Origin of the sequence: Sphingopyxis sp. SE2 (genome assembly GCF_032227185.1) — a bacterium.
Lineage (GTDB): Bacteria > Pseudomonadota > Alphaproteobacteria > Sphingomonadales > Sphingomonadaceae > Sphingopyxis.
In genome coordinates this window covers 3,375,487-3,399,822 of sequence record NZ_JAPMXW010000001.1, presented here as the reverse complement: position 1 = coordinate 3,399,822, position 24,336 = coordinate 3,375,487, and the positions used below count along the sequence as shown (strand labels likewise).

The window sequence follows — 24,336 nt, the reverse complement described above, 5'->3', positions numbered from 1 at the left end:
GGGGAGGCGGCAGCGGCGAAGCCGCTGACGGAGGGGCCAATAGCGCGATGTTGCCGCCCCTCCACCACCGCTTCGCGGTGGCCCCCCTCCCCACGGCTTCGCCGCAGGGAGGATTCTGGGCTTTACCGCCCGCCGGGCGCGCCCGCACCCGGCGCGCCGACCGCGCCGATATTGCCGAAGATGTCTTCGAAGAAGCTGCGTTCGCGGCCCAGCGTCGGGGTTTTGTCGCCTTCGGGGCTGATCTTGCTGACCAGCTCGAGCCCGGTGCGATCGACCGCGGCGACATTACCCGCCTCGTCAAAACGGACGCGCAGCACCTGCTGGTCGATCGGGCGCGGCCTTGCGAAGGCGAGCTGACGCGTTTCGCGCGAGACATAATAATATTCGTTCGTGCCGAACTGGCCGACGAAGGTCGGACGGCCGAGCGTCTTTTCGACCGACTCGCGGTTGTCGACGCCGGGGGTGATCGCCTGGGTCAGCGCCGGATCGGCGACATAGCCCTGCCGCCCCTTGAGCTGCGCGCAGCCGCCAACGGTCAGCGCGAGCGCCAGCCCGGCGACGATCAGACGCGCGGGACGGACGGGAAGCTTCGGGTCATGGGTCGGCATCAACATATCTCCGTTGCGCCGCTCGTGTCGGGCGCTGGCAATCGCGCCTCTTAACCGCAAGCGGTCGGCGCGCACAAGCGGCTTATGCCGCGGCAAAGCTTGCGCCAAGCTGACTCAGGCCCCTTTTCTGCCGACATGATTCGGCCTAAGCGTTGCGCCATGTTTTCTTCGCTCCGCAAACTCTTCAAATCCGAACCCGATCCGCGCGAGGCGCGGCGCCCGCTGTGGAACGCCGTCGTCGCCACCGCGCGCGCGCCGCACTGGTATGCGCAAGGAGGCGTTCCCGACACGCTCGACGGCCGCTTCGACATGATCAATCTGGTGCTCGCACTCGTCCTCCACCGGATCGACGAAGATCCCGGGCAGGGGCTCGCCGGCGTCCAGCTTACCGAATTGTTCGTGAACGACATGGACGGGCAGATGCGCCAGATCGGGTTCGGCGACATGGTCGTCGGCAAGCAGGTCGGGCGAATGATGAGCGCGCTCGGCGGGCGGCTTGGCGCCTATCGCGCGGCCGACGGCTCGGCCGAATTGCGCGAGGCGCTGGTCCGCAACCTGTGGCGCGGCAACGCCCCCCCCGAAGCGGGACTGGCGCATGTGGTGGCCGAGGTCGCGGCGCTCCGCGCGGCGCTCGCGGCGACGCCGGTGTCCGAGCTGGTCGTCGCCGACCGGCTGGGCGGAGCACGCGCGTGACCGCGCCCGAATTCTCGCTTATCGTGACGCTTGCCGATGCCGCGCACGGCCGCGCCATTTCGGTCGAAGCCGACGCCGGCGCGCGCGCGGCGATCGCCCGGCGGCTCGGCCTCGTCGCGCTCGATCGCTTTGGCCTCACCGCCGACGTCCGTGCGATCGCGGGCGGGATCGCCGCCAAGGGTGAGGTGAACGCCGACGTCGTGCAGGCGTGCGCCGCGACCGACCTGCCCGTCTCCGCAACGATCGCCGAGCCGTTCGACCTGCGCTTCCTGCGCGACGTCGATGCCCCGGCAAGCGAGGAGGAAGAGATCGAGATCGGCAGCGAAGATCTCGACCTGCTGCCGCTCGAGGGCGACCGGATCGATTTGGGCGAAGCGGCGGTGCAGACGCTGTCGCTCGCGCTCGATCCCTTTCCGCGCCACCCCGACGCCGACCGTATCCTCGCCGAAAAGGGCGTGCTCAGCGAAGAGGCCGCGGGGCCGTTCGCCGCGCTGGCGAAGCTGCGCGGCAAGCCCGGCGCCTAGAGCCTGCTAGCGGCTTTCGTCGGGCGCGGTTTTCGCTTCTTCCTCGACCAGATCGGCGACCGCGGCGTCGAGCCCCGGCTCATCCTTGGTGGCGGGCGTTTCTTCCTTGGGCGTTTCGGCCGCCTTTTCGCCACGCGTCGGGGGCAGCGCGCCGCCGAGCGCATTGGCAAGGCCGAGCAATTGCTCGCCGATCACCTTGTCGACCGCGGGCGCGATGTCGGCGACCTTGAAGCGCATATAGCCGCCGACGACATAGTCGAAGCGCAGCGCGCTGCCCGTCGGGGTTTCCTTGATCTGGATCGTCAGCGTGGCGTCGAGCGCCTCACCCTGCAACGGCCCGAACGCGCCCGACAGGCGGAGCAGCTCGTTCGGCTTCGAGAAGAGGACGCGCGCATGCTGGACGCTGCCGACGCCCGATCCCGCGTCGGGTAATTTTTCGCAGAAGCAGCCGCCGGCCTGCGAATCGAGCCAGAAATTGGCGGCATCGCCCGACCAGCTATGCTCCTTCGACCACCAGCTTTGCGGCATGCGGAGCATTTTCCACACATCGGCGGGGGTCGCGGCGACCTGTGCGGTGTGCGCGACGGTAAAGCCGATCTCGCCCTGATCGATGACCTTGGCGTGCGCGGGCGCAAGGGCGAGCGCACCGACCACCGCCGCGCTCGCAAAATATCTGTAAAATGCCATCAGCCCGTTCCCCCTTGGCGCCTCAATAACCGGCGCAGGGGAAAGTTGCTAGCCAGCCGTCGCGAGGATCGTTTCGATCGCGTCGTTGACTTGGTCAATCGGCGCCATGCCGTCGACGTGGGTGACGATGCCGCGCGTTTCGTAGATCGGCAGGATCGGCGCGGTCTTGGCGCGATATTCGGCCATCCGCGTGCGCACCGTTTCCTCATTGTCGTCGGGACGGCGCTTGAATTCGTCCGACCCGCAAACGTCGCAAACATTCTCCACCTTGGGGAGCTTGTAACGATCGTGATAGCCCGCGCCGCACTTCGCGCAGCTGAAGCGGCCGGTGATGCGGTCGACGAGCGCGTCTTCCTCGACCCGCAGCTCGATCACATGGTCGAGCTTGCGGCCGCGGTCCGAGAGGATCGTGTCGAGCGCGGCGGCCTGCGCCGCGGTGCGCGGATAGCCGTCGAAGATCACCGAGACGTCGGGGCCGAGCGCGTCGAGCCGCTCGCCGATGAGGCCCGAGACGATCGCGTCGGAGACGAGCTCGCCCGCGTCCATCACCGCCTTGGCCTGGAGGCCGATCGGCGTTCCCGCCTTGACCGCGGCGCGCAGCATGTCGCCCGTCGAGAGCTGGACCATGCCATGCTCGTCCTCGAGCCGCGAAGCCTGCGTACCCTTGCCCGCTCCCGGCGGACCAAGCAGAATGATATTCAGCGTCATGGGGACCCCTGTTTGCCCTACCGTGTCGCGAGTGCCGTAGCGGGCGCCTTAGCGCCGCGCAACGCCGCCTTTCAATTTGGCCTTCTTGATCAGGTCGCCATATTGATGCGCGAGCATGTGGCTCTGGATCTGGCTGATCGTATCGATCGTGACGTTCACGATGATCAGCAGGCTGGTGCCGCCGAGCTGGAAGGGGAGGCCCGATCCGGCGATGAAATATTCGGGGATCAGACAGATCGCCGCCAGATAGGCCGCACCGAGCACGGTGATGCGCGTCAGCACGAAGTCGAGATAGGTCGCGGTATTCTTGCCCGGGCGGATGCCGGGGATGAAGCCGTTCTGGCGCTTCAGATTGTCGGCGGTTTCCTCGGGATTGAAGACGACCGCGACGTAGAAGAAGCAGAAGAAGATGATGCCCGCGGCATAGAGCGCCATATAGAGCGGCTGGCCGTGCGCGAGATATTGGTTGAGCGTGATCAGGAAATCGCCGGTCGCGGTGTCGCCCTGGACATTCTGGCCCATCATCTGCGTCACCGTCAGCGGCATCAGCAGCAGCGACGAGGCGAAGATCGGCGGGATGACACCGGCGGTATTGACCTTGAGCGGCAAGTGGCTGCGGTCGGCCTGCATCACGCCGCGCTGGGTCGCGCGCTTCGGATATTGGACCAGCACGCGGCGCTGCGCACGTTCCATGAAGCTGATGAAGGCGATGATCACGATCGCGCCGCCGATCACGGCGAAAATCGTGCCGCCGCCCATCGAGCCTTCGCGGACCTGCGTGAACATCTGCGCGAAACTGCGCGGCAGCTGGGCGAGAATGCCCGCCATGATGATCAGCGAGACGCCATTGCCGATGCCGCGGCTCGTGATCTGTTCGCCGAGCCACATCAGGAAGAGCGTGCCGCCGACGATCGAGATGACGGCGCCGATGCGGAACATCATACCGGGATCGACGACCGCGGCGATGCCCTGCGATGCGCCGAGCGTTTCGAGCCCGACGGCGATGAAATAGCCCTGGATCGCGGTCAGCGCGACGGTGCCGTAGCGCGTATATTGGTTGAGCTTCTTGCGCCCGCTCTCGCCCTCTTTCTTGAGCGCGGCGAGGCTCGGCGACAGCGCGGCCGCGAGCTGCACGACGATCGAGGCGGTGATATAGGGCATGACGCCGAGCGCGATGATGCTCATGCGCTCGAGGCTGCCGCCCGAGAAGGTGTTGAAGATGTCGAGAACGCCGCCCGAGGCCGCCTGCGAATAGAGGTTCGACAGCGCGACCGGATCGACGCCGGGAAGCGGCACGAACGACAGGAAGCGGAAGACGATCAGCGCGCCGATCGTGAACCAGATGCGGTTCTTGAGCTCGGTCGCCTGACCGAACTTCGAGAAGTTGAGGTTGGATGCAAGCTGGTCGGCGCGAGAGGCCATGGGTGTTTTCCTCGGATAGTCCGGACCGCGCCCCCCGCGACCCGGCGCCTATGTGCGTTCGGCGGTCGCGAAGCGCAAGGGGAAAGGCCTATTTAGCGGTGAGCCGACGCTCCGATCCCGCTTTCAATATCCGTTCGCATCGAGCGAAGTCGAGATGCTCCTCGAACTTGCGCTGTCCCGAGGGGTGTCTCGACTTCGCTCGACACGAACGGGAAGTAGATCTGGTCAAATGACGAAGGACGGCTCCCGAGGAGCCGCCCTCGCCAAAGTCATTCAGCCTTGGCTTCCTCGGCCGGAGCTGCGGGCAGCTCGACCTTGCCGCCGGCCTTTTCGACCGCTTCGATCGCGCCCTTCGACGCGCCGGCGACCGCGAAGCTGACCTTCGCGGTCAGTTCGCCCTTGGCGAGGAGGCGGACGCCGTCCTTGCCGCCGCGCGCGACGCCAGCGGCCTTGAGCGCGGCGTGATCGACGGTCTTCTTGGCGTCGAGCTTCTTTTCGTCGATCAGCTTCTGGATCTGGCCCAGATTCACGATCGCGAAGTCCTTCGCGAAGATGTTGTTGAAACCGCGCTTCGGGATGCGCATGTGGAGCGGCATCTGGCCGCCCTCGAAGCCGTTGATCGCGACGCCGCTGCGCGCCTTCTGGCCCTTCTGGCCGCGGCCGGCGGTCTTGCCCTTGCCCGAGCCGATGCCGCGTCCGACGCGCATGCGGCCCTTGCGGGCGCCGTTGTTGTCACGAAGTTCGTTAAGCTTGATAGTCATGTTGCACTCGCTTTCGCTGTGTTCGCGCTATGGACCGAAACGCTTCAGTCCGGTTCGATTTCACTCGACGGCTGAAAGCCGGGATAGGGCCCGGCCTTTTCCATCACGATGGCCTGGGCGACATAGCCGCGGCCATCGACACTGGTGATCGAGGGGCTGCCGTGAAGCTGCCATCCCCGGTTGAGCAGTCCCTCGACCCGCGCGCAAAAGGCGCTGTCGTCGGGACCGGTCAACAGGCGATAGAGTTTCACCGGCTTCAGCCCTCGACGACTTCCACCATGTGCGGAAGCTTGCGGATCATGCCGCGCACTTCCGGGGTGTCGACCAGTTCGACCTCGCGGTGCATCTTGCCCAGGCCGAGGCCGGTCAGAATCGCACGCTGGCTCTTGGGACGACGGATCGGCGAACCGATCTGGCGGATCTTGATCTTCTTGTCGGCCATGGTCTTACTCCGTCACCGCCGCGGCTTCCGCCTCGGCTGCGCGGTCGGACGCGCCGCCACGCTTGATCAGGTCCGAAACCTTCTTGCCGCGACGCTGCGCGACCGACTTCGGGCTGGTCTGTTCGCCGAGCGCCTCGAAGGTCGCGCGGATCATGTTATAGGGGTTCGAGGTGCCGACCGACTTGGTCACCACATCGGCGACGCCCAGCGATTCGAACACGGCGCGCATCGGGCCACCGGCGATGATGCCGGTACCGGCGGGCGCCGAACGCAGCGTCACATTGCCCGCGCCGAACACACCGCGGCCATCGTGGTGGAGCGTGCGGCCGTCGCGCAGCGGAACGCGGATCATCGCCTTCTTCGCGGCAGCGGTCGCTTTCGAAATGGCTTCGGGCACTTCGCGCGCCTTGCCATGACCGAAACCGGCGCGGCCCTTGCCGTCGCCGACGACGACGAGCGCGGCGAAACCGAAGCGCTTGCCGCCCTTCACGGTCTTCGAAACGCGGTTGATGTGGACGAGCTTTTCAATCAGCTCTTCGCCGCCATCCTCGTCGCGCGGGCGGCGGTCGTCGCGGCGGCCACGGCCACCGTCACGTCCACCACGACCGCCATCGCGGCCGCCGCCACGGCCGCGGCGCGGAGCCTGGCCTTCGGTCGGGGCTGCTTCGGGAGCGCCTTCGGCGTTCTGAATTTCGTCTGCCATGATTAGAACTCCAATCCGCCTTCGCGAGCCGCGTCGGCCAGCGCCTTGATGCGCCCGTGGAACAGGAAGCCGCCACGGTCGAACACGACCTGCGTCACGCCCGCCTTCTTGGCGGCAGCGGCGAGGCGCTTGCCGACGTCGGCAGCCGCCGCGGTGGTCGCGCCGGTCTTGCCGCGGACATCCTTGTCGAGCGTCGAGGCCGAAGCCAGCGTCTGCCCGGCAGCGTCATCGATGAGCTGCGCATAGATGTGACGGCCCGAACGGTGCACCGACAGGCGGGCACGGCCAGCGGCGCGCTGACGGAGGGCGGTACGAACGCGCTGACGGCGTTTCTGGAAAGGGGTAAGATGTGCCATGGCTTACTTCTTCTTGCCTTCTTTGCGGAAGATGTACTCGCCGCGATATTTGATGCCCTTGCCCTTATAGGGTTCGGGCTTGCGCCAACGGCGGATTTCCGCCGCGACCTGGCCGACCTTCTGCTTGTCGATACCGTTGATCTCGATCGTCGTATTGTCCGGCGTCTTGATCTCGATACCCTCGGGCACCGCGAAATCGACATCGTGGCTGTAGCCGAGCTGCAGCTTCAGATTCTTGCCCTGTGCGTTGGCACGATAGCCGACACCGGTGATTTCGAGCACCTTGGTGAAGCCTTCGGTCACGCCCGTGATCAGGTTCTGGACCAGCGTGCGCTGCATGCCCCAGAAGGCGCGGGCTTCGCGGGTGTCGTTCGCGGGCTGCACCGAGATGCTGCCTTCGCCGACTTCATATTTGATGAGGTCGGACAGCGGCATCGCGAGCGTGCCCTTCGGACCCTTGACCGACAGCTGACCGCCGTCGATCGCGGCGGTGACGCCGCCGGGGATCGCTACTGCCTTTTTACCAATGCGCGACATCAGAACACCTCCGCCAGCACTTCGCCGCCGACATTATGCTCGCGGGCTTCGGCGTCCGAGAGAACGCCGCGCGGGGTCGACACGATGGTGATGCCAAGGCCGTTGCGCACGATCGGCAGCTCTTTCGAGCCCGAATAGATGCGGCGGCCCGGCTTCGAGACGCGGGCCACGTGGCGGATCGCCGGCTGGCCTTCGAAATATTTGAGCTCGATGCGGATGCCCTTGTGCTGGCCCTTGGCACCCAGTGCTTCTTCGCTGTAACCGCGGATATAGCCTTCGCGCTGGAGAACATCGAGAACGCGGACGCGCAGGGTCGAGGCGGGAGTCAGGACGCTGTCCTTCTTCGCCTGCTGGCCGTTGCGGATGCGGGTGAGCATATCACCCAGGGGATCGGTCATTGCCATCTTGTCAGTCCCTTACCAGCTCGACTTCACAACACCGGGGATCAGGCCCTTGTTGGCCAGATCGCGGAGCTGGATACGGCACAGCCGGAATTTGCGATAATAGGCGCGCGGGCGGCCCGTCAGCTCGCACCGGTTGCGGATGCGGGTCGGGTTACCATTGCGCGGGATTTCCGCCATCTTGAGGCGCGCGATCAGACGCTCGCCATCGTCGAGCGACGTGTCCGCCGCAATCGCCTTCAGCTTCGCGTAACGGCCGGCATATTTCTTCACCAGCTGCTTGCGACGCTCGTTCTTGTTTACCGAACTCAGTTTCGCCATGACTTAAGTTCTCTTTCCTTCTTGAAAGAGCCTGCCTGGTCCCGAAGGATCAGGCGGCTTCCTTTTCCTGCGCTTCGATCGGGAAGGGGAAGCCGAACAGCTTGAGCAGTTCGCGGGCTTCTTCGTCCGTACGGGCGGTGGTGGTGACGATCACGTCCATGCCGCGCACCTGGTCGATGCGGTCATAGTTGATCTCGGGGAAGATGATCTGCTCTTTCAGGCCCATGGCATAGTTGCCACGGCCGTCGAAGCTGGTCGCCGACACGCCGCGGAAGTCGCGGATGCGCGGCATGGCGATCGTGATCAGGCGATCGAGGAATTCATACATGCGTTCGCGGCGCAGGGTGACCTTGCAGCCGATCGGCATGCCTTCGCGCAGCTTGAACTGCGCGATCGACTTCTTCGCCTTGGTCACGACGGGCTTCTGGCCGGCGATGAGTTCCATCTCGGCAGCGGCCGCTTCGACCTTCTTCTTGTCCTGCGTGGCTTCGCCGACGCCCATGTTGAGCGTGATCTTTTCGATCTTCGGCACTTCCATCGCATTCTTGTAACCGAACTTCTCGGTCATCGCCTTGACGATCACATCGTCGTAGCGCTTGCGCATGCGCGGGGTGTAATTGTCAGCCATTGATCGTCTCCCCGGACTTCACGGCCACGCGGACCTTCTTGCCGTCCTTGGTTTCAAAACGAACGCGCGTCGGCTTGCCGGTCTTGGGATCGGCGAGCGCAACCTTGCTTGCGAACAGCGGCGCTTCCTTGCGCTCGAGACCGCCCTGCGGGTTGGTCTGGCTCGGCTTGCGGTGGCGCGTGATGACGTTGACGCCCGCGACGACGACCTTGCCGTCCTTCGGCAGGCTCTGCGTCACTTCGCCGGTCTTGCCCTTGTCCTTGCCGGACAGGATGACGACCGTGTCGCCCTTCTTGATCTTGTTCGCCATGGTCAGAGCACCTCCGGCGCCAGGCTGATGATCTTCATATAGCCGCGGCCGCGCAGTTCGCGGACGACGGGGCCGAAGATACGCGTGCCGATCGGCTCTTCATTCTTGTTGACGAGCACGGCGGCGTTGCTGTCGAAACGGATCACCGAGCCATCGGCGCGGCGCACATCCTTCGCGGTGCGGACGATGACGGCGCGATGCACGTCGCCCTTCTTCACCTTGCCGCGCGGCTGCGCTTCCTTGATCGACACGACGATCACGTCGCCGACGCCGGCGGTGCGACGCTTCGAGCCGCCGAGCACCTTGATGCACTGGACGCGCTTCGCGCCGCTGTTGTCGGCGACTTCCAATTGTGACTGCATCTGAATCATCGATGCACTTCCTTCTTCCTTGGCCTACCGGGATGCCCCGGCGGTTCCGTGAAACTCTTTAGCCTTCGGCCGCGGCGGGAGCAGCCGGAGCGGCGCCCTTGGGCTTGCTGTGGGTGTCGACCTTGTCGAGCACTTTCCAGGTCTTCAGCTTCGAAATCGGCTTCGTTTCCTCGATGCGGACGGTTTCGCCAGCCTTGATGGCGTTGTCTTCATCGTGGGCGTGATACTTTTTCGAGCGGCGGATGATCTTGCCGTACAGAGGGTGCTTCACCTTCCGTTCGACCTTCACCACGACGGTCTTGTCGCCCTTGTCGGACACCACCGTGCCGGTCAGAATGCGCTTCGGCATCGATAGTCTCCTTACTTCGCGGCCGAGCGCGCGCGCTCGGTCTGCTGCGTCTTGATGCGGGCGATCGAGCGCCGCACTTCCTTGACGCGCGAGGCCTTTTCAAGCTGGCCGGTGGCCGCCTGGAAGCGGAGGTTGAACGCCTCGCGCTTCAGTTCGCCAAGCTGTTCGGCGAGCTGGTCGTCGGTCTTGGCCTTGAAATCTTCGGTCTTGGCCATGTCCTTAACCCTCCAGGTGCGAGGTGTCGCCGAGGCGGGCGATCACCTTCGTCTTGATCGGCAGCTTCATCGCGGCGCGTTCGAACGCCAGCGCGGCCACGGGGCCGGGAACGCCGTCGAGTTCGAACAGGATGCGGCCCGGCTTCACGCGCGCGGCCCAGAATTCCGGCGAACCCTTGCCCTTACCCATACGGACTTCGGCAGGCTTCGACGACACAGGGACGTCGGGGAAGATGCGGATCCACAAACGGCCCTGACGCTTGATCGCGCGGCTGATCGCGCGGCGAGCCGCCTCGATCTGGCGCGCGGTGATGCGCTCGGGTTCCATCGCCTTCAGCCCGTAGGAGCCGAAGTTCAGGCTGGTACCGCCCTTGGCATTGCCATGGATGCGGCCCTTGAAGGCCTTGCGGAACTTGGTTTTTTTCGGTTGCAGCATGTCAGCAGTCCTTAGCGGCGATCTTCACGGGCCGGACGGACACCGGTCGTCTGCGCATCGAGCATCAGACGGTCGGTCGCCATCGGGTCGTGACCAAGGATCTCGCCCTTGAAAATCCAGACCTTGATGCCGCAGACACCGTAAGCGGTGTGCGCTTCGGCCTCGGCATAGTCGACATTGGCGCGCAGCGTGTGCAGCGGCACCCGGCCTTCGCGATACCATTCGGTGCGCGCGATTTCCGCGCCGCCGAGACGGCCGGCGCAGTTGATGCGGATGCCCTCGGCGCCGAGACGCATCGCCGACTGAACGGCGCGCTTCATGGCGCGGCGGAACGCGACGCGGCGTTCGAGCTGGTCGGCAATGCCCTGGCCGACGAGCTTGGCGTCGACTTCGGGCTTGCGGATTTCGACGATGTTCAGCGACACGTCGCTGCCCGTCATCTCACCCAGCTTCTTGCGCAGCTTTTCGATGTCCGCGCCCTTCTTGCCGATGATGACGCCCGGGCGGGCGGCATAGATCGACACGCGGCACAGCTTCGCCGGACGCTCGATCACGACCTTCGAGATCGCGGCCTGCGGCAGGTGCTTGAACACGAACTTGCGGATCTTCAGATCCTCGACAAGCATGCGGCCATAGTCCTGGCCTTCGGCGAACCAGCGGCTGTCCCAGGTGCGGTTGACCTGCAGGCGCAGGCCGATCGGATTGCTCTTCTGGCCCATCTTACGCCTCTTCTTCCTGTTCGCGCACGACGATGCGGATGCGGCTGAACGGCTTGACGATCCGGGTCGACTTGCCGCGGCCACGCGCATGCCAGCGCTTCATCGAGAGCGACTTGCCGACGCTCGCTTCCTTGACGACGAGCGCGTCGACGTCGAGGTTGTGGTTGTTTTCCGCGTTGGCGACGGCGCTGGCGAGAACCTTGCGCACGTCGACGGCCATCGCCTTCTTCGAGAAAGCGAGGACGTTCATCGCGTCTTCGACCTTGCGGCCGCGGATCAGCGCGGCAACGAGGTTCAGCTTCTGCGCCGAGCCGCGAATCTGCGTGCCGACCGAGAGCGCCTCATTGTCCGCAACGCGGCGGGGGGACTTTTCCTTGCCCATTAGCGTTTGCCCTTCTTGTCAGCCGCGTGGCCGGGGAAGAAGCGCGTCGGCGCGAATTCACCCAGCTTCATGCCGACCATGTCTTCATTGACCGACACCGGCACGAACTTGCGGCCGTTGTAGACATTGAAGGTCAGCCCGACGAACTGCGGCAGGATGGTGGACCGGCGCGACCAGGTCTTGATCGGGGCAGAGCTGCCGCCGTCCTGGGCCGTTTCGGCTTTCTTGAGGAGATGGAGGTCCACGAACGGACCCTTCCAGACCGAGCGAGCCATGGCTTACCTCTTCTTCTTCGCGTGACGCGACCGGATGATCATCTTGTCGGTCGACTTGTTGTGACGGGTACGAGCACCCTTGGTCGGCTTGCCCCACGGGGTCACCGGATGACGGCCACCCGAGGTGCGGCCTTCACCACCGCCGTGCGGGTGGTCGACCGGGTTCTTCGCGACACCGCGAGTCAGCGGACGCTTGCCGAGCCAGCGGTTGCGGCCGGCCTTGCCCAGGTTGGTGTTCTGGTTGTCGGGGTTCGACACCGCACCGACCGTGCCCATGCACTCGCCGCGGATGTAACGCTGTTCGCCCGAACCGAGACGCACGATGACGAGGCCGCGGTCACGACCGACGACCTGCGCATAGGTGCCAGCCGAACGGGCGATCTGGCCACCCTTGCCCGGCTTCATCTCGATATTGTGGACGATCGTGCCGACCGGCATCTGCGACAATTCCATCGCATTGCCCGGCTTCACGTCGGTCTTCTTGCCCGCGACGACGGTGTCGCCGACACCCAGGCGCTGCGGCGCGAGGATGTAGGCGAGCTCGCCGTCTTCATATTTCACGAGCGCGATGAACGCCGTGCGGTTCGGGTCATATTCCAGACGCTCGACGGTGGCCGGCATGTCCCACTTGCGACGCTTGAAGTCGATGAAGCGGTACTTCTGCTTGTGGCCGCCGGCGATACCGCGCGAGGTCACATGGCCCTTGTTGTTGCGGCCACCGGTCTTGCGCTTGCCTTCGGTCAGCGCCTTGACGGGCTTGCCCTTCCACAGCGACGATTTGTCGACGAGGATCAGGCCGCGCTGCGCGGGGCTGGTTGGATTATAGGATTTAAGTGCCATTTTCTCTGCCTCTTCCTACAATCAGACGCCCGTGGTGACGTCGATCGACTGGCCTTCGGCCAGGCGGACGATCGCCTTCTTCACGTCGCTGCGGGTGTAGGGCTTGCCTTTCCAGCGCTTGGTCTTGCCCTTGGTGACGAGCGTGTTCACGCTGAGCACCTTGACATCGAACAGCGCCTCGACGGCGGCCTTGATGGCGGGCTTCGTCGCGTCGTTCGCGACCTTGAACACCACCGCGTCATTTTCGCTGAGCAGCGTCGACTTTTCGGTGATCACCGGAGCGAGGATCACGTCATAGTGACGCGCGTCGATGGTTTTTGCCTTAGCCATTACTTGGTCCCTCCCGGGAGGGCGCAGCGGGCCTCCAGCTTTTCGACCGCCGCGCGGGTCAGGACCAGCGTGTCGGCACGGATGATGTCATAGACATTGGCACCGATGGCGGGCAGCGCGTCGACACCGATGAGGTTGGCCGAAGCCATGGCGAAGCTTTCGTGCACCGCGTCACCGTCGATGAAGAGGGCGCGATTGCCGAGGTCCATCTTGCCGAGCTTGCCGGCGAGCGCCTTGGTCTTCGCGTCCTTGAGCTCGAGCGTGTCGAGAACGACGAGCTTGCCGCCCTTCGCCTTGTCGCTGAGCGCCATCTTCAGGCCGAGGGTGCGGATCTTCTTGTTGAGCGAGTGGCCGAAGGTGCGAGCCCGCGGGCCGTGCGCCTTGCCACCGCCGATGAAGATCGGCGCCTTGCGATCGCCGTGACGTGCGGTACCGCCGCCCTTCTGGCGACCGAACTTCTTGCCGGTGCGCGACACATCGCTGCGTTCGCGGGCGGCGCGAGCCGGACCACGGCGCTTTTCGAGCTGCCAGGCGACGACGCGGTGCAGGATGTCGGCGCGGGCGTCGACACCAAAGACGTCGTCGTTAAGATCGATGTCGGTGCCGGCCTTGCCGTCGAGGGTCTGAACCTTGACCTTCATGATCAGGACTCCTGTGCGCCGTCGGTCGCCGCGGTGTCGACGACGGTTTCTTCGACCGGCGTTTCGACCGGCGCGTCAGCCGGGGCTTCGTTGCTGTTGGCCGCGCTCTTGATGCCCGCCGGGTAGGGGGCTTCGGGGTGACGCGGCAGCTTCACCGCATCGCGGACGAGCAGCCAGCCGCCCTTCGAGCCAGGGACCGAGCCCTTGACGAAGAGAAGGCCGCGCTCGACGTCGGTGCGGACGATTTCGAGATTCTGCTGGGTGCGGTTGCGCGCGCCCATGTGGCCGGCCATCTTCTTGTTCTTGAAGACGCGGCCCGGATCCTGGCGGTTACCGGTCGAACCATGCGCACGGTGGCTGATCGAAACACCGTGGGTCGCGCGCATACCGCCGAAACCCCAGCGCTTCATCGCACCGGCAAAGCCCTTACCCTGGGTCACGCCCTGGATGTCGACGATCTGGCCGGCGACGAAGTGGTCGGCCGACAGTTCGGCGCCGACGTCGAGCGTCGCGTCGTCGGCGACGCGGAATTCGACGAGCTTCGCCTTGGGCTCGACTTCGGCCTTGCCATAGGCGCCGCGCTGCGGCTTGGCGACGTTCTTCGCCTTGGCCGAACCGGCACCGAGTTGAACGGCCACATAGCCGTCGCGGTCTTTATCGCGCACGGAGACGACCTGGCAGCCTTCGAGGCTCAGGACGGTGACGGGCACATGGCGGCCGTCGTCCTGAAACAGGCGGGTCATCCCCATTTTCTTCGCGATCACGCCAGTACGCATGATCATACTCCTCAACAGAGGCCGGGCGGACCATTCCGCACGGCGTGTGGGAAGCCATCAGACAAATGCCCGACGGCTACCCTCCCAGCCCAAAATTTCGATGCTTCGCCCCGTCCGGGCTGAGGTGCCGCCATCCCGAAGGAGAAGCGGCGAGACGGGGGACGCAGCCCGGTCTGGATGTTTCCGAGGAAACGACCGGCGGTATCCACCCTATCGTCGGTCCGGATCGCTCCGGACTTGTGCCAGCGCCGAAGCGGCTGGCCGATAGAGACCCCGGTTTTCACCGGGGCTTCGCTGACCTTAGGCCAGCTTGATTTCGACGTTCACGCCCGCGGCGAGGTCGAGCTTCATGAGCGCGTCGACCGTCTGCGGGGTGGGCTGCACGATGTCGAGCAGCCGCTTGTGGGTGCGCACCTCGAACTGCTCGCGCGACTTTTTGTCGACATGCGGACCGCGGTTCACGGTGAATTTTTCAATACGCGTCGGAAGCGGGATCGGGCCGCGAATAAGCGCTCCGGTACGACGTGCCGTGTCGGCAATGTCGGTGGTGGCCTGATCGAGCACGCGGTGATCAAAGGCCTTCAGGCGAATGCGAATATTCTGCGTTTCCATGACTGTTCCAGTCGAATCCCGTCTAACGATGCGAAAGAGCCGAAATGGCCTGCTCCGACTTCCGCTCAGGAAGCCGGATCGGCCATCAAAAACCTTTAAGCTACGAGCCGCGCGAATCGGTCCGAATCGCGCGGCTCGCGGCCCTATATTACTTTGTGATCGTCGCCACAACCCCTGCGCCGACCGTGCGGCCGCCTTCGCGAATTGCGAAGCGCAGACCCGGGTCCATGGCGATCGGGGCGATCAGCTTGACCGACAGCTGGACGTTGTCGCCCGGCATGACCATCTCGGTGCCCTCGGGGAGGATGACCTCGCCGGTGACGTCGGTGGTGCGGAAGTAGAACTGCGGACGATAGTTCGCGAAGAACGGCGTGTGACGGCCGCCTTCGTCCTTCGACAGGACATAGACTTCCGAGGTGAACTCGGTGTGCGGCGTGATCGAGCCGGGCTTGGCCAGAACCTGGCCGCGCTCGACTTCTTCACGGCCGACGCCGCGGATCAGCGCACCGATGTTGTCGCCGGCCTGGCCCTGGTCGAGCAGCTTGCGGAACATTTCGACGCCGGTGACGACGGTCTTCTTGGTGTCCTTGATGCCGACGATTTCGACTTCTTCACCAACCTTGACGATGCCGGTTTCGACGCGGCCGGTGACAACCGTACCACGGCCCGAGATCGAGAACACGTCTTCGATCGGCATCAGGAAGGGCTTGTCGAGCGGACGTTCCGGCTGCGGGATCCATTCGTCGACGGCGGCCATCAGCTTCAGGATCGCGTCCTTACCGATGTTGTCGTCGCGGCTTTCCAGCGCGGCGAGCGCCGAACCGGCGATGATCGGAATATTGTCGCCGTCGAAGTCGCGCTTCGAAAGTTCTTCGCGGATTTCGAGTTCGACGAGTTCGAGCAGTTCGGGATCGTCGAGCTGATCGACCTTGTTGAGGAAGACGACCATGGTCGGAACGCCGACCTGCTTCGCGAGCAGGATGTGCTCCTTGGTCTGCGGCATCGGGCCGTCGGCGGCCGACACGACCAGGATCGCGCCGTCCATCTGGGCGGCACCGGTGATCATGTTCTTCACATAGTCGGCGTGACCCGGGCAATCGACGTGCGCATAGTGGCGGCCGTCGGTTTCATATTCGACGTGCGCGGTCGAAATGGTGATGCCGCGCTCGCGCTCTTCGGGGGCCTTGTCGATGTTCGCGAAGTCGACGGCGGCGTTGCCGGCGACGTTTTCGGCGAGCACCTTGGTGATCGCTGCGGTCAGCGAGGTTTTGCCATGGTCGACGTGACCGATGGTGCCGATGTTGCAGTGCGGCTTCGTCCGCTCAAATTTAGCCTTGGCCATGATTTAAGAACCTTCTTCTTAGGTGTTTCGTTTGATCAGTCCGGACGGGCCTGCTGAATCAGGCGCCGCCCTTAGAGGGTCTTGCCGCGCGGTGCAAGCCCGCGCGGCTTTGACCCATCAGGCCATCTTGGCCTTCACTTCTTCGGCGACGTTGGTCGGCACTTCCTCATAATGCGAGAATTGCATCGAGTAGCTGGCGCGACCCTGGCTGAAGCTGCGCAGCTGATTGACGTAGCCGAACATGTTCGCCAGCGGGACGATCGCCTCGACGACCTGGGCGATGCCCCGGCTGTCGGTGCCCTGAATCTGCCCGCGACGGCTGTTGAGATCGCCGATCACGTCGCCCATGAATTCCTCAGGGGTGACAACCTCGACCTTCATCACCGGTTCGAGCAGCTTGATGCCGGCCTTTGCCGCCACTTCGCGCATCGCCGCACGGCCCGCGATTTCGAACGCCAGTGCCGACGAGTCGACGTCGTGATACGCGCCGTCCGTGAGCTTGATTTCGAAGTCGATGATCGGGAAGCCGATCATGTGACCGTTTTCGGCCGACTCGCGCATGCCCTTTTCGACCGACGGGATATATTCGCGCGGAATGTTGCCGCCCTTGATCTCATCGATGAAGGTGATGCCCGCGCCGCGTTCGCCGGGAGCGACGCTGACCTTGACGCGGCCGAACTGGCCCGAGCCGCCCGACTGCTTCTTGTGGGTATAGTCGACGTCGACGGCCTTCGCGAGCGATTCGCGGTACGCCACCTGCGGCGCGCCGACGTTCGCTTCGACCTTGAACTCGCGCTTCATGCGATCGACGAGGATGTCGAGGTGAAGCTCGCCCATGCCCTTGATGATCGTCTGGCCCGATTCATGGTCGGTCGACACGCGGAACGAGGGATCCTCGGCGGCCAGGCGGTTGAGCGCGATGCCCATACGTTCCTGGTCGGCCTTGGTCTTCGGTTCCACCGACAGCTCGATGACCGGCTCGGGGAATTCCATCCGCTCGAGGATGATCGGCGCGCTGGTGGCGCAGAGCGTGTCCCCGGTGGTGGTTTCCTTGAGGCCGGCGAGCGCGACGATGTCGCCCGCATAGGCTTCTTCGATATCTTCGCGGCTGTTCGCGTGCATCAGCAGCATGCGGCCAACCTTTTCCTTCTTGTCCTTCACCGAGTTCAGATAGGTGCCCTTGTTCAGGGTCCCCGAATAGATGCGGGCGAAGGTGAGCGAACCGACGAACGGGTCGTTCATGATCTTGAAGGCGAGCAGCGACAGCGGCGCCGCGTCCGACGTCTCGCGCGAGTCGGGCTGGTCGTTGTCGGGATTGATGCCCTGAACGTCGGGAATGTCGAGCGGCGACGGCAGATAATCGACGACGGCGTCGAGCAGCGTCTGCACGCCCTTGTTCTTGAACGCCGAGCCGCAAAGGACCGGGACGAACGCCTGCGCCAGCGTGCCCTTGCGGATCAGCGCCTTGAGCTGGGCGACGTCGGGGACGGTGCCTTCGAGATAGGCTTCCATCGCGTCGTCGTCCTGTTCGACGGCGAGCTCGACGAGCTTTTCGCGATATTCGGCCGCCTTGTCGGCGAGGTCGGCGGGGATTTCCTCATAGAAGAATTCGGCGCCGAGGCTTTCGTCCTTCCAGATGATCGCACGCTCGTTGACGAGGTCGACGAGGCCCTTGAAGTCGCCTTCGGCGCCGATGGGCAGATAGAGGACGGCCGGGGTCGCGCCGAGGCGATCGATGATCGTCTGGACGCAATAATAGAAATCGGCGCCGGTGCGGTCGAGCTTGTTGATGAAGCACATCCGCGGAACCTTGTACTTGTCCGCCTGACGCCACACGGTCTCCGACTGCGGCTCGACGCCGGCAACGCCGTCGAACGCGGTGATCGCGCCGTCGAGCACGCGCAAGCTGCGCTCGACTTCGATCGTGAAGTCGACGTGTCCGGGGGTATCGATGATGTTCAGGCGATGCTCGGGACCCTGACCTTCTTCGGCTTTCCACAGGCAGGTGGTGGCGGCCGACGTGATCGTGATGCCGCGTTCCTGCTCCTGCTCCATCCAGTCCATCGTCGCGGCGCCGTCATGGACTTCGCCGATCTTGTAGGACTTGCCGGTGTAATAGAGGATGCGCTCGGTCGTCGTGGTCTTGCCGGCGTCGATGTGCGCCATGATACCGAAATTGCGATAGCGTTCGAGCGGATGGCTACGTGCCATGATCTTTTCCTTGGATTTGGGGGGAGGCCTTGGGAGCCGCCCCCGATATAGGAAGTTTTGTTGCGATTGCGAGACGCCCCCGTAACACGGAGAGCGTCCGGCAAATTACCAGCGGTAGTGGCTGAAAGCGCGGTTCGCTTCCGCCATGCGGTGCGTGTCTTCGCGCTTCTTGACCGCGTTGCCGCGGTTGTTCGACGCGTCGAGCAGTTCGCCCGACAGGCGCGCGGCCATCGTGGTTTCGCTGCGGTTGCGCGCGGCGGTGATCAGCCAGCGGATCGCGAGCGCCTGCGCGCGGTCGGGGCGGACTTCGACCGGAACCTGATAGGTCGCACCGCCGACGCGGCGGCTGCGGACTTCGATGTTCGGGCGAATGTTCGCCAGCGCTTCGTGGAACACGCCGATCGGTTCCTTCTTGGCGCGGGCTTCGACCGACTCGAGCGCACCGTAAACGATGCTTTCGGCGACGGACTTTTTCCCGTCCAGCATGACGCTGTTCATGAATTTCGACAGCACGACATCCCCGAAACGGGGATCGGGCAGGATTTCGCGGCGTTCAGGACGACGACGACGAGCCATAGGTAATTCCTTTTACAACAGCATCCCGGCGCGCTGGCGTCCCGGGATGATCAGATAGCCGAAAAAGCGGTCCTTACTTCGGACGCTTCGCGCCGTATTTCGAACGGCTCTGCTTGCGGTCCTTCACACCCTGCGTATCGAGCACGCCGCGCAGGACGTGGTAACGCACACCGGGAAGGTCGCGCACACGGCCGCCGCGGATCAGCACGACGCTGTGTTCCTGGAGGTTGTGGCCTTCGCCGGGGATGTAGGTGATGACTTCGCGGGCATTGGTCAGGCGGACCTTTGCAACCTTGCGGAGCGCCGAGTTCGGCTTTTTCGGGGTCGTCGTATAGACACGGGTGCAAACGCCGCGCTTTTGCGGGTTTGCTTCCATCGCCGGGACCTTGGACTTCACCTTCTGGAGAGTCCGGCCCTTGCGGACCAGCTGGTTGATCGTGGGCATGAATGCTTCACCTTTTTGTGTCCGCCCATCAAAGCGAACGGTTACTGTACCGCGGTGGATGAAGCTCCGGCCGATAACCCACCGAAAATGGCGGAAAACGGCCGACCTGATAACAGCAAAAGACCCCGGCAGACCTACAAGATCGTCCGGAGGCTCCATCCGCGCCAGCAATGTTCAAGCGCTGTTGCAACTGAAAGAGGCGGCAAACCGCCCTTTTCGGTCGAGCGCGCCCCTAGACCCGATTCCCTTCCGGGTCAAGGGGCTGGCAATATTGTTGCGCCGGACGGAGCGGGCTATCGCGAGTCCATGTCCGCCGTCCGCCACGCCAGCTTCGCCCCGCATGTCGCGCCCGATACAAGACTGCTGATATTGGGAAGCCTGCCCGGCGCCCGTTCGCTTGCCGAGCGGCAATATTACGCCCATCCGACGAACCAGTTCTGGCGCCTGCTCGGCGAGGTAGTGAGCCGGCCGCTCGCGCCTCTGGCCTATGAGGACAGGCTGGCCGCCTTGCGCCGGGCGAAGATCGGCTTGTGGGACGTGATCCGGTCCGCCGAACGGCACGCGAGCAGCGACTCGCATATCCGCGAGGTCGAAGCGCACGACCTCGCCGCGCTGATCGCCGGGCTGCCCGATCTGCGCATGATCGCCTTCAACGGCGGCAAGGCCGCGGCGATCGGACGAAAGCAACTGCCGCCGCTCGAGGACATCGCGCTCGTCGACCTGCCGTCGAGCAGCGCCGCGCATACGATCGGATTCGATGCCAAGCTGGAACGATGGCAATTCCTGCGCGGCGCGCTCTGATCAATCGACGACGGTTCCCCGCGCCATCACGAAATCGACCTTCTTGAGGACGCGCACGTCGGCGACGGGGTCGCTGGCCACCGCGATGATGTCGGCGCTCTTGCCCGGCGCGATCGTGCCGATCTGGTCCGACAGGCCGAGCAGGTCGGCGGCGTTGACCGTCGCCGCCTTGAGCGCTTCGACCGGCGTCATGCCGTGCTGGACCATCAGCTCGAATTCGTCGCCGTTGCGGCCGTGCTTCGAGACGCCGGCGTCGGTGCCGAAGGCGATGCGCACGCCTCTGGGCACGAGCGTTTCGAGGCTTTTGCCGGTGATCGAGATGCGCCATTTGATCTTCGCCAGCACGTCGGGTTCATAGGCGTCGGGATTGGCGGCGAGGCGTTCCTTGTACCCGTTTACGGTCGAGAGCGTCGGGACATAATAGGTCTTCGACTTCGCCCACGCCGCGATCGTCGCGTCGTCGAGGATCGTGCCATGTTCGATCGAGTCGGCGCCGGCGTCGATCGCGAGGCGGATGCCGTCGGCGCCGTGCGCATGAACCGCGACCTTCTTGCCGAACAGATGCGCGGTTTCGACGATCGCCCGCGCCTCGTCGTCGAACATCTGCTTGCCGAGCCCCGCGCCGATGCGGCTGTTCACGCCGCCGGTCGAGGCGAATTTGATCACGTCGGCGCCGCGCCCGATCTGGAGCCGCACCGCGCGGCGGCAATCGTCGGCGCCGTTACAAGTGTTTCCCGCGCCGGCGAAAAAAGGGCGAAGTTCGTCGCGATAGCCGAGTGAGCCGTCCATATGCCCCGCGCTGCCCGAGATGCTGGCGCCGGCATCGACGATGCGCGGCCCCTGCACCTTGCCCGCGAGGATCGCGTCGCGGAGCGCCAGCGTCGCCCCATCGCCGTCGCCGAGGTTGCGCACCGTGGTGAAACCCGCGCGCAGCGTCTTCATGCCGTTGACCTCGGCATTGAAGGCCTGCGCGGCGGGGCTGAGCGTGATTTCCTCGAGCTGGCCGGCGATGCCGCCCGCGTCGCTCGTCAGGTGGACATGGCTGTCGATAAGGCCGGGGAGGACATATTTGTCCTTGAGGTCGATCAGCGTCGCGCCGGGTTCGGCGGGTAGATGGCCGTCGGCGATACTCAGGATCTTGCCACCCTCGACGACGATCGTCGAGGCGCCGCGCGCGGGCTTGCCGGGTTCGGCGAGCAACTGCCCGGCGTGGATGACGGTGCGCGCGGGCGCCTGCGCGGCGAGCGGCGTTGCGATCGCCGCGCCGAACAGCGCGAACGGAAGGACATAAAGCGGCTTCATTTTTGCATCCCCTGTTTTGAATTGGGGAGCGTTAAAGCCGATCAGAAGCCCTTCGTAAAGCGGAGCGCCGCGCCGCGGTCGTCGGGCATCGCGGCGATGTGGCCGGGATCGCGGCGCCACCATGTGTTGGCGATGAGGTCGCCGCCGAACAGCGACAGCGCATAGCTCGCCTCGACCACCAGTTCGCGCCCGGTCGGCGCGAGATTATAGGTGCGGCGGCCGAAATCGGTGTGGCCGCTGGCATAGTCGTGCACGACAGGGAGCATCAGGTCGATGCCGCCGTGCGCGACGCGCAGCGGCTGGGCGAAGCGGAGCGCGGCGCGGTCGCCGGTTTGCAGCAGACCCGCCTTGGCAATGTCGAAGGAGAAGGCGGTCGACCAAAGCGCGCCGCCCGCGACGAGGCCATGCTGGTCGGGGCGCGTGCGCATCTGGCGCCAAGCGGCGGCAATTTGCCAATCATCGCGCATATCGAGAGTGAAGCTGGCGTCGCCGACGAGGCTGGTCGCGCCGCCCGCGCCGAAGACGGGGCCGAGACGGGCGCCGAGGAGGCTGTCCGATTCGCGGAGCCAGCTGGCGCCGAGCGCGGCGCGGACGGGGCCGAAGCGGCCGTCCCACGCGGCACCGAGGCGCCGGTAGCGGCTGTCGCGGCCCGAGCGGTAGCGGAGGAGGGGGTCGTCCTGCCAGCGCGAGCCGGAGACCCAGCCATTTTCCAGCATGACATTAACATATTGATTATCAAATATATTATGCCGGACTATCGTGCCGATGCCGGGGCTTGCGGCAAAGCCCAGCCCTTCGTGCGCGGCGTCGCCGATCAGCATCGCATGGCCGCTTTCGCCGCGCTCGCCCGCGAGCAGGCCGCCGGTGCCGCGCCCCGCCGCGAAGCCGAGGCGCGTCCGCGCGTCGAGGCGCGTCATCACCGAGGCGGCGAGGGTGCGCGCGCGCTGCGCATCGTGGAAAGACAGCCCGGCGAGCGCGTCGGTGCCGCCCGCGCCGGGCGCGGTAACAAGCGAGAGCGCAAGCGACGGGCTTGCGGCGCTTTGCTGGCGGACGAGGCCGCCGATCGCGCCCGACAGCTTGAAATCGGGGCGGCGGAGGCCAAGCGATCCGCCGAAGTCGACGGTAAAGGCACGCCCGAAGCCGTCGGTGACGAGCCCGACCGTGCCCGCGCCGCCCGCGTCGCCCATCGGACCGCCGAGGACGCCGAGCGGCGCGTCGAGCGCGACGGCGGTCGAAGTCCCAGTCAGCGCCGTCGCCCCCATCGGCTGAAAGGCGCGCGCGATGTCGAGGATACCCTGACCATAGACGCCGTCGGCGCCCGCGGCACCGGCATCGCGCGCCGACTGGTAAAGAAGCGAGACGATCTGTTGGCTCGAAAGATTGGGGAAGGCCTCTGCGATCAGCGCGACCGCGCCCGCGACCTGCGGCGCGGCGAAGCTGGTGCCGTTGAGTATGAAGACGAAATTGCCCTCGGTCTTGAGCGCGCCATTTTCATAGGCGCAGCACACCCCCTCGCCCAGCGCGGCGAGGTAGGACCCCGCATAGCCGCCCGCGCGATTGCTGAACGCCGAGATCGCGCCGCTGTCGTCGACCGACCCGGCGATCACGACGAGCCCGCCGCCGGCATCGCGCAGCCCCTGTGCGAAGCGATCGGGGTTGTTCGGATCGTTGCCGTTCGCGCTCGTGTCGCCGTCGTTGCCCGCCGCGACGATGACGATGATTCCCGCCGCGGTCGCGCGCGAGACGGCGGCGCGCAGCGTCGCGCCGGGCGGATCCGCGCCGCCGAGCGAGAGGTTGACGACACGCGCGCCCGCGCTGACCGCGCGGTCGAGCCCCGCGGCGATCGCCGTTTCGGGATAGCGGCAGCCGCTTTCATCGTTCGACGGATCCTCGGTCGCGCAGCTGCCCGGCCGGTCGGCGCGCAGCACGAGCAGGCTGGCGTCGAAGGCGATGCCGAAGGTGCCCGCGTCATTCTTTGCGCCGAGCAGGAGCTGCGCGACATTGGTGCCGTGCGTCCCTTCGCCGTCGATCCCGCGCGATCCCGCAAGGTCGGCGGATTGCGGCGAAATGCGCCCGGCGAATTCGGGGCTGTCCTGATCGATGCCGTCGTCGATGACGCCCGCCAATATGCCCTGCCCGGTGGCCCCCGCCTGATAGGCGGTGATCGCGCGGTGGAAATTGACGCCGTCGGACATCCGCGCTTCGGGCGGTGTTGAAATCTTCGTCTTTCGTCGGCGGCGCGGGCCGGGGCTCGCGTGGGGGCTGGGGCTGGCGCCGAGCGGCGGGGCGCTGGCGTCGTGGCGACGGACGGACGCTGCCGCTGCCTGCCACCGCAGCCGCCAAGCGAAAGCGCGGCGATGCCGAGCAAAAGGGGTAAAGACCGTCCAGCCATCCACCGGATGCGGCTGCGTCGGTTCGCGTCGGCCATGACCGTTCCCCTTGTCCTGATGCCCGCCTTTTAGCGCGACGGATGCACCAAGGGTAGCATCATGCGGTTAATTGCGGGTTCCCGTTCCTCCCTGCCGCCTAGCGGTGGGGAGGGGGACCGTCCGCGAAGCGGATGGTGGAGGGGCTGCGGCGGTGCGCCAAAGCCCCTCCGTCAGCGCTGCGCC

General features: G+C 65.3%; 35 protein-coding genes. 3 read left to right on the top strand and 32 right to left on the bottom strand.

From position 1 onward, the window contains the following. Nucleotides 1-122: 122 nt before the first annotated feature. Nucleotides 123-608 (bottom strand): outer membrane protein assembly factor BamE, encoded by a 486-nt coding sequence (locus tag OVY29_RS16385; protein WP_037556405.1) that lies wholly within the window; start codon nt 606-608, stop codon nt 123-125. Nucleotides 609-767: 159 nt separating this feature from the next. On the opposite strand from OVY29_RS16385, the gene OVY29_RS16380 reads away from it, so the two are divergent. Both OVY29_RS16380 and OVY29_RS16375 read left to right on the top strand, forming a co-directional pair. Continuing rightward, nucleotides 768-1,301 (top strand): ubiquinol-cytochrome C chaperone family protein, encoded by a 534-nt coding sequence (locus OVY29_RS16380; protein ID WP_037556393.1) that lies wholly within the window; start codon nt 768-770, stop codon nt 1,299-1,301. After that, the gene (locus OVY29_RS16375) at nt 1,298-1,825 is read left to right on the top strand and encodes a YceD family protein (protein ID WP_037556392.1); all 528 of its coding nucleotides are present in this window, start codon (nt 1,298-1,300) and stop codon (nt 1,823-1,825) included. Before OVY29_RS16380 ends, OVY29_RS16375 begins: the two co-directional genes overlap by 4 nt. Before the next feature lie 6 nt (nt 1,826-1,831). On the opposite strand, the gene OVY29_RS16370 is transcribed toward OVY29_RS16375, so the two are convergent. From OVY29_RS16370 to rpsL, 29 genes are all read right to left on the bottom strand, one after another. After that, complete coding sequence (locus OVY29_RS16370) at nt 1,832-2,512, bottom strand: hypothetical protein (RefSeq protein WP_313911727.1); 681 nt, start codon at nt 2,510-2,512, stop codon at nt 1,832-1,834. 48 nt (nt 2,513-2,560) lie between these two features. Then, entirely contained in the window at nt 2,561-3,220 is a 660-nt protein-coding gene (locus OVY29_RS16365) for an adenylate kinase (RefSeq protein WP_200880197.1), read from the bottom strand. Between the two features lie 48 nt (nt 3,221-3,268). Continuing rightward, nucleotides 3,269-4,642, bottom strand: coding sequence for a preprotein translocase subunit SecY (gene secY, locus OVY29_RS16360; protein ID WP_037556389.1), 1,374 nt, complete (start codon nt 4,640-4,642; stop codon nt 3,269-3,271). A gap of 269 nt (nt 4,643-4,911) precedes the next feature. After that, the gene (gene rplO, locus OVY29_RS16355) at nt 4,912-5,403 is read right to left on the bottom strand and encodes a 50S ribosomal protein L15 (RefSeq protein ID WP_037556388.1); all 492 of its coding nucleotides are present in this window, start codon (nt 5,401-5,403) and stop codon (nt 4,912-4,914) included. A gap of 44 nt (nt 5,404-5,447) precedes the next feature. Further along, nucleotides 5,448-5,654: a DUF1737 domain-containing protein gene (locus OVY29_RS16350; protein ID WP_037556386.1), complete on the bottom strand. Its 207-nt coding sequence runs from the start codon at nt 5,652-5,654 to the stop codon at nt 5,448-5,450. A 5-nt stretch (nt 5,655-5,659) separates the two neighbouring features. Next, the gene (rpmD, locus tag OVY29_RS16345) at nt 5,660-5,845 is read right to left on the bottom strand and encodes a 50S ribosomal protein L30 (RefSeq protein WP_037515666.1); all 186 of its coding nucleotides are present in this window, start codon (nt 5,843-5,845) and stop codon (nt 5,660-5,662) included. A 4-nt stretch (nt 5,846-5,849) separates the two neighbouring features. Then, entirely contained in the window at nt 5,850-6,548 is a 699-nt protein-coding gene (rpsE, locus tag OVY29_RS16340; protein ID WP_037556385.1) for a 30S ribosomal protein S5, read from the bottom strand. 2 nt (nt 6,549-6,550) lie between these two features. Continuing rightward, nucleotides 6,551-6,904 (bottom strand): 50S ribosomal protein L18, encoded by a 354-nt coding sequence (gene rplR / locus OVY29_RS16335; RefSeq protein WP_037556384.1) that lies wholly within the window; start codon nt 6,902-6,904, stop codon nt 6,551-6,553. Nucleotides 6,905-6,907: 3 nt separating this feature from the next. Then, on the bottom strand, nt 6,908-7,441 hold the full coding sequence (rplF, locus tag OVY29_RS16330) for a 50S ribosomal protein L6 (protein WP_037556381.1): 534 nt from the start codon (nt 7,439-7,441) through the stop codon (nt 6,908-6,910). Beyond that, a complete protein-coding gene (rpsH, locus tag OVY29_RS16325; RefSeq protein WP_037556380.1) occupies nt 7,441-7,845 on the bottom strand; it encodes a 30S ribosomal protein S8 in 405 nt (134 codons plus the stop codon). Before rpsH ends, rplF begins: the two co-directional genes overlap by 1 nt. A 12-nt stretch (nt 7,846-7,857) precedes the next feature. After that, the gene (gene rpsN / locus OVY29_RS16320; protein WP_037556379.1) at nt 7,858-8,163 is read right to left on the bottom strand and encodes a 30S ribosomal protein S14; all 306 of its coding nucleotides are present in this window, start codon (nt 8,161-8,163) and stop codon (nt 7,858-7,860) included. Between the two features lie 49 nt (nt 8,164-8,212). Next, nucleotides 8,213-8,791, bottom strand: coding sequence for a 50S ribosomal protein L5 (rplE, locus tag OVY29_RS16315; protein WP_037556378.1), 579 nt, complete (start codon nt 8,789-8,791; stop codon nt 8,213-8,215). Beyond that, nucleotides 8,784-9,101, bottom strand: coding sequence for a 50S ribosomal protein L24 (rplX, locus tag OVY29_RS16310; protein ID WP_037556376.1), 318 nt, complete (start codon nt 9,099-9,101; stop codon nt 8,784-8,786). Before rplX ends, rplE begins: the two co-directional genes overlap by 8 nt. A 2-nt stretch (nt 9,102-9,103) precedes the next feature. Next, complete coding sequence (gene rplN, locus OVY29_RS16305) at nt 9,104-9,472, bottom strand: 50S ribosomal protein L14 (RefSeq protein ID WP_011543078.1); 369 nt, start codon at nt 9,470-9,472, stop codon at nt 9,104-9,106. A 58-nt stretch (nt 9,473-9,530) separates the two neighbouring features. Then, nucleotides 9,531-9,821 carry a 30S ribosomal protein S17 gene (gene rpsQ / locus OVY29_RS16300; protein WP_037556374.1) on the bottom strand — a complete coding sequence of 97 codons (291 nt, stop codon included), beginning with the start codon at nt 9,819-9,821 and terminating at the stop codon, nt 9,531-9,533. 11 nt (nt 9,822-9,832) lie between these two features. After that, nucleotides 9,833-10,036, bottom strand: coding sequence for a 50S ribosomal protein L29 (gene rpmC, locus OVY29_RS16295; RefSeq protein ID WP_037556372.1), 204 nt, complete (start codon nt 10,034-10,036; stop codon nt 9,833-9,835). Between the two features lie 4 nt (nt 10,037-10,040). After that, nucleotides 10,041-10,472 carry a 50S ribosomal protein L16 gene (gene rplP, locus OVY29_RS16290; protein ID WP_037515653.1) on the bottom strand — a complete coding sequence of 144 codons (432 nt, stop codon included), beginning with the start codon at nt 10,470-10,472 and terminating at the stop codon, nt 10,041-10,043. An 11-nt stretch (nt 10,473-10,483) separates the two neighbouring features. After that, nucleotides 10,484-11,191 (bottom strand): 30S ribosomal protein S3, encoded by a 708-nt coding sequence (rpsC, locus tag OVY29_RS16285; protein WP_037556371.1) that lies wholly within the window; start codon nt 11,189-11,191, stop codon nt 10,484-10,486. 1 nt (nt 11,192) lies between these two features. Then, the gene (gene rplV, locus OVY29_RS16280; RefSeq protein WP_011543083.1) at nt 11,193-11,573 is read right to left on the bottom strand and encodes a 50S ribosomal protein L22; all 381 of its coding nucleotides are present in this window, start codon (nt 11,571-11,573) and stop codon (nt 11,193-11,195) included. Further along, the gene (gene rpsS, locus OVY29_RS16275; RefSeq protein WP_037556370.1) at nt 11,573-11,848 is read right to left on the bottom strand and encodes a 30S ribosomal protein S19; all 276 of its coding nucleotides are present in this window, start codon (nt 11,846-11,848) and stop codon (nt 11,573-11,575) included. The genes rplV and rpsS overlap by 1 nt, the downstream gene beginning before the upstream one ends. A gap of 3 nt (nt 11,849-11,851) precedes the next feature. After that, a complete protein-coding gene (gene rplB / locus OVY29_RS16270; protein WP_037556366.1) occupies nt 11,852-12,688 on the bottom strand; it encodes a 50S ribosomal protein L2 in 837 nt (278 codons plus the stop codon). A 21-nt stretch (nt 12,689-12,709) separates the two neighbouring features. Beyond that, nucleotides 12,710-13,018 (bottom strand): 50S ribosomal protein L23, encoded by a 309-nt coding sequence (locus tag OVY29_RS16265; protein WP_037556365.1) that lies wholly within the window; start codon nt 13,016-13,018, stop codon nt 12,710-12,712. Next, nucleotides 13,018-13,659: a 50S ribosomal protein L4 gene (gene rplD / locus OVY29_RS16260; protein WP_037556363.1), complete on the bottom strand. Its 642-nt coding sequence runs from the start codon at nt 13,657-13,659 to the stop codon at nt 13,018-13,020. The genes OVY29_RS16265 and rplD overlap by 1 nt, the downstream gene beginning before the upstream one ends. Nucleotides 13,660-13,661: 2 nt before the next feature. Continuing rightward, entirely contained in the window at nt 13,662-14,435 is a 774-nt protein-coding gene (gene rplC, locus OVY29_RS16255; RefSeq protein ID WP_037556402.1) for a 50S ribosomal protein L3, read from the bottom strand. Between the two features lie 300 nt (nt 14,436-14,735). Beyond that, nucleotides 14,736-15,047, bottom strand: coding sequence for a 30S ribosomal protein S10 (gene rpsJ, locus OVY29_RS16250; RefSeq protein WP_003042199.1), 312 nt, complete (start codon nt 15,045-15,047; stop codon nt 14,736-14,738). A 148-nt stretch (nt 15,048-15,195) separates the two neighbouring features. Next, nucleotides 15,196-16,389: an elongation factor Tu gene (gene tuf, locus OVY29_RS16245; RefSeq protein ID WP_037556362.1), complete on the bottom strand. Its 1,194-nt coding sequence runs from the start codon at nt 16,387-16,389 to the stop codon at nt 15,196-15,198. 117 nt (nt 16,390-16,506) lie between these two features. Beyond that, entirely contained in the window at nt 16,507-18,600 is a 2,094-nt protein-coding gene (fusA, locus tag OVY29_RS16240; RefSeq protein WP_037556360.1) for an elongation factor G, read from the bottom strand. 105 nt (nt 18,601-18,705) lie between these two features. Next, nucleotides 18,706-19,176 carry a 30S ribosomal protein S7 gene (gene rpsG, locus OVY29_RS16235; RefSeq protein ID WP_037556359.1) on the bottom strand — a complete coding sequence of 157 codons (471 nt, stop codon included), beginning with the start codon at nt 19,174-19,176 and terminating at the stop codon, nt 18,706-18,708. Nucleotides 19,177-19,249: 73 nt separating this feature from the next. Next, on the bottom strand, nt 19,250-19,621 hold the full coding sequence (gene rpsL / locus OVY29_RS16230; protein ID WP_037556358.1) for a 30S ribosomal protein S12: 372 nt from the start codon (nt 19,619-19,621) through the stop codon (nt 19,250-19,252). 306 nt (nt 19,622-19,927) lie between these two features. Here rpsL and OVY29_RS16225 point away from each other — a divergent pair, with 306 nt between their 5' ends. Further along, nucleotides 19,928-20,422: a DNA-deoxyinosine glycosylase gene (locus OVY29_RS16225; RefSeq protein ID WP_037556356.1), complete on the top strand. Its 495-nt coding sequence runs from the start codon at nt 19,928-19,930 to the stop codon at nt 20,420-20,422. Here the strand turns inward: OVY29_RS16225 and OVY29_RS16220 are convergent, their stop codons facing one another. Further along, entirely contained in the window at nt 20,423-21,724 is a 1,302-nt protein-coding gene (locus OVY29_RS16220) for a metal-dependent hydrolase family protein (protein ID WP_037556355.1), read from the bottom strand. Between the two features lie 41 nt (nt 21,725-21,765). After that, nucleotides 21,766-23,919, bottom strand: coding sequence for a S8 family peptidase (locus tag OVY29_RS16215; RefSeq protein WP_037556400.1), 2,154 nt, complete (start codon nt 23,917-23,919; stop codon nt 21,766-21,768). Between the last annotated feature and the right edge of the window lie 417 nt (nt 23,920-24,336).

Excerpts from the sequence above, each read along its gene's own strand:
- OVY29_RS16385 (WP_037556405.1), bottom strand. The coding sequence starts at position 608 with ATGCCGACCCATGACCCGAAGCTTCCCGTCCGTCCCGCGCGTCTGATC.
- OVY29_RS16380 (WP_037556393.1), top strand. The coding sequence starts at position 768 with ATGTTTTCTTCGCTCCGCAAACTCTTCAAATCCGAACCCGATCCGCGC.
- OVY29_RS16370 (WP_313911727.1), bottom strand. The coding sequence starts at position 2,512 with ATGGCATTTTACAGATATTTTGCGAGCGCGGCGGTGGTCGGTGCGCTC.
- OVY29_RS16365 (WP_200880197.1), bottom strand. The coding sequence starts at position 3,220 with ATGACGCTGAATATCATTCTGCTTGGTCCGCCGGGAGCGGGCAAGGGT.
- secY (WP_037556389.1), bottom strand. The coding sequence starts at position 4,642 with ATGGCCTCTCGCGCCGACCAGCTTGCATCCAACCTCAACTTCTCGAAG.
- rplO (WP_037556388.1), bottom strand. The coding sequence starts at position 5,403 with ATGACTATCAAGCTTAACGAACTTCGTGACAACAACGGCGCCCGCAAG.
- rpmD (WP_037515666.1), bottom strand. The coding sequence starts at position 5,845 with ATGGCCGACAAGAAGATCAAGATCCGCCAGATCGGTTCGCCGATCCGT.
- rpsE (WP_037556385.1), bottom strand. The coding sequence starts at position 6,548 with ATGGCAGACGAAATTCAGAACGCCGAAGGCGCTCCCGAAGCAGCCCCG.
- rplR (WP_037556384.1), bottom strand. The coding sequence starts at position 6,904 with ATGGCACATCTTACCCCTTTCCAGAAACGCCGTCAGCGCGTTCGTACC.
- rplF (WP_037556381.1), bottom strand. The coding sequence starts at position 7,441 with ATGTCGCGCATTGGTAAAAAGGCAGTAGCGATCCCCGGCGGCGTCACC.
- rpsH (WP_037556380.1), bottom strand. The coding sequence starts at position 7,845 with ATGGCAATGACCGATCCCCTGGGTGATATGCTCACCCGCATCCGCAAC.
- rpsN (WP_037556379.1), bottom strand. The coding sequence starts at position 8,163 with ATGGCGAAACTGAGTTCGGTAAACAAGAACGAGCGTCGCAAGCAGCTG.
- rplE (WP_037556378.1), bottom strand. The coding sequence starts at position 8,791 with ATGGCTGACAATTACACCCCGCGCATGCGCAAGCGCTACGACGATGTG.
- rplX (WP_037556376.1), bottom strand. The coding sequence starts at position 9,101 with ATGGCGAACAAGATCAAGAAGGGCGACACGGTCGTCATCCTGTCCGGC.
- rplN (WP_011543078.1), bottom strand. The coding sequence starts at position 9,472 with ATGATTCAGATGCAGTCACAATTGGAAGTCGCCGACAACAGCGGCGCG.
- rpsQ (WP_037556374.1), bottom strand. The coding sequence starts at position 9,821 with ATGCCGAAGCGCATTCTGACCGGCACGGTGGTGTCCGACAAGGGCGAC.
- rpmC (WP_037556372.1), bottom strand. The coding sequence starts at position 10,036 with ATGGCCAAGACCGAAGATTTCAAGGCCAAGACCGACGACCAGCTCGCC.
- rplP (WP_037515653.1), bottom strand. The coding sequence starts at position 10,472 with ATGCTGCAACCGAAAAAAACCAAGTTCCGCAAGGCCTTCAAGGGCCGC.
- rpsC (WP_037556371.1), bottom strand. The coding sequence starts at position 11,191 with ATGGGCCAGAAGAGCAATCCGATCGGCCTGCGCCTGCAGGTCAACCGC.
- rplV (WP_011543083.1), bottom strand. The coding sequence starts at position 11,573 with ATGGGCAAGGAAAAGTCCCCCCGCCGCGTTGCGGACAATGAGGCGCTC.
- rpsS (WP_037556370.1), bottom strand. The coding sequence starts at position 11,848 with ATGGCTCGCTCGGTCTGGAAGGGTCCGTTCGTGGACCTCCATCTCCTC.
- rplB (WP_037556366.1), bottom strand. The coding sequence starts at position 12,688 with ATGGCACTTAAATCCTATAATCCAACCAGCCCCGCGCAGCGCGGCCTG.
- OVY29_RS16265 (WP_037556365.1), bottom strand. The coding sequence starts at position 13,018 with ATGGCTAAGGCAAAAACCATCGACGCGCGTCACTATGACGTGATCCTC.
- rplD (WP_037556363.1), bottom strand. The coding sequence starts at position 13,659 with ATGAAGGTCAAGGTTCAGACCCTCGACGGCAAGGCCGGCACCGACATC.
- rplC (WP_037556402.1), bottom strand. The coding sequence starts at position 14,435 with ATGCGTACTGGCGTGATCGCGAAGAAAATGGGGATGACCCGCCTGTTT.
- rpsJ (WP_003042199.1), bottom strand. The coding sequence starts at position 15,047 with ATGGAAACGCAGAATATTCGCATTCGCCTGAAGGCCTTTGATCACCGC.
- tuf (WP_037556362.1), bottom strand. The coding sequence starts at position 16,389 with ATGGCCAAGGCTAAATTTGAGCGGACGAAGCCGCACTGCAACATCGGC.
- fusA (WP_037556360.1), bottom strand. The coding sequence starts at position 18,600 with ATGGCACGTAGCCATCCGCTCGAACGCTATCGCAATTTCGGTATCATG.
- rpsG (WP_037556359.1), bottom strand. The coding sequence starts at position 19,176 with ATGGCTCGTCGTCGTCGTCCTGAACGCCGCGAAATCCTGCCCGATCCC.
- rpsL (WP_037556358.1), bottom strand. The coding sequence starts at position 19,621 with ATGCCCACGATCAACCAGCTGGTCCGCAAGGGCCGGACTCTCCAGAAG.
- OVY29_RS16225 (WP_037556356.1), top strand. The coding sequence starts at position 19,928 with ATGTCCGCCGTCCGCCACGCCAGCTTCGCCCCGCATGTCGCGCCCGAT.
- OVY29_RS16220 (WP_037556355.1), bottom strand. The coding sequence starts at position 21,724 with ATGAAGCCGCTTTATGTCCTTCCGTTCGCGCTGTTCGGCGCGGCGATC.
- OVY29_RS16215 (WP_037556400.1), bottom strand. The coding sequence starts at position 23,919 with ATGTCCGACGGCGTCAATTTCCACCGCGCGATCACCGCCTATCAGGCG.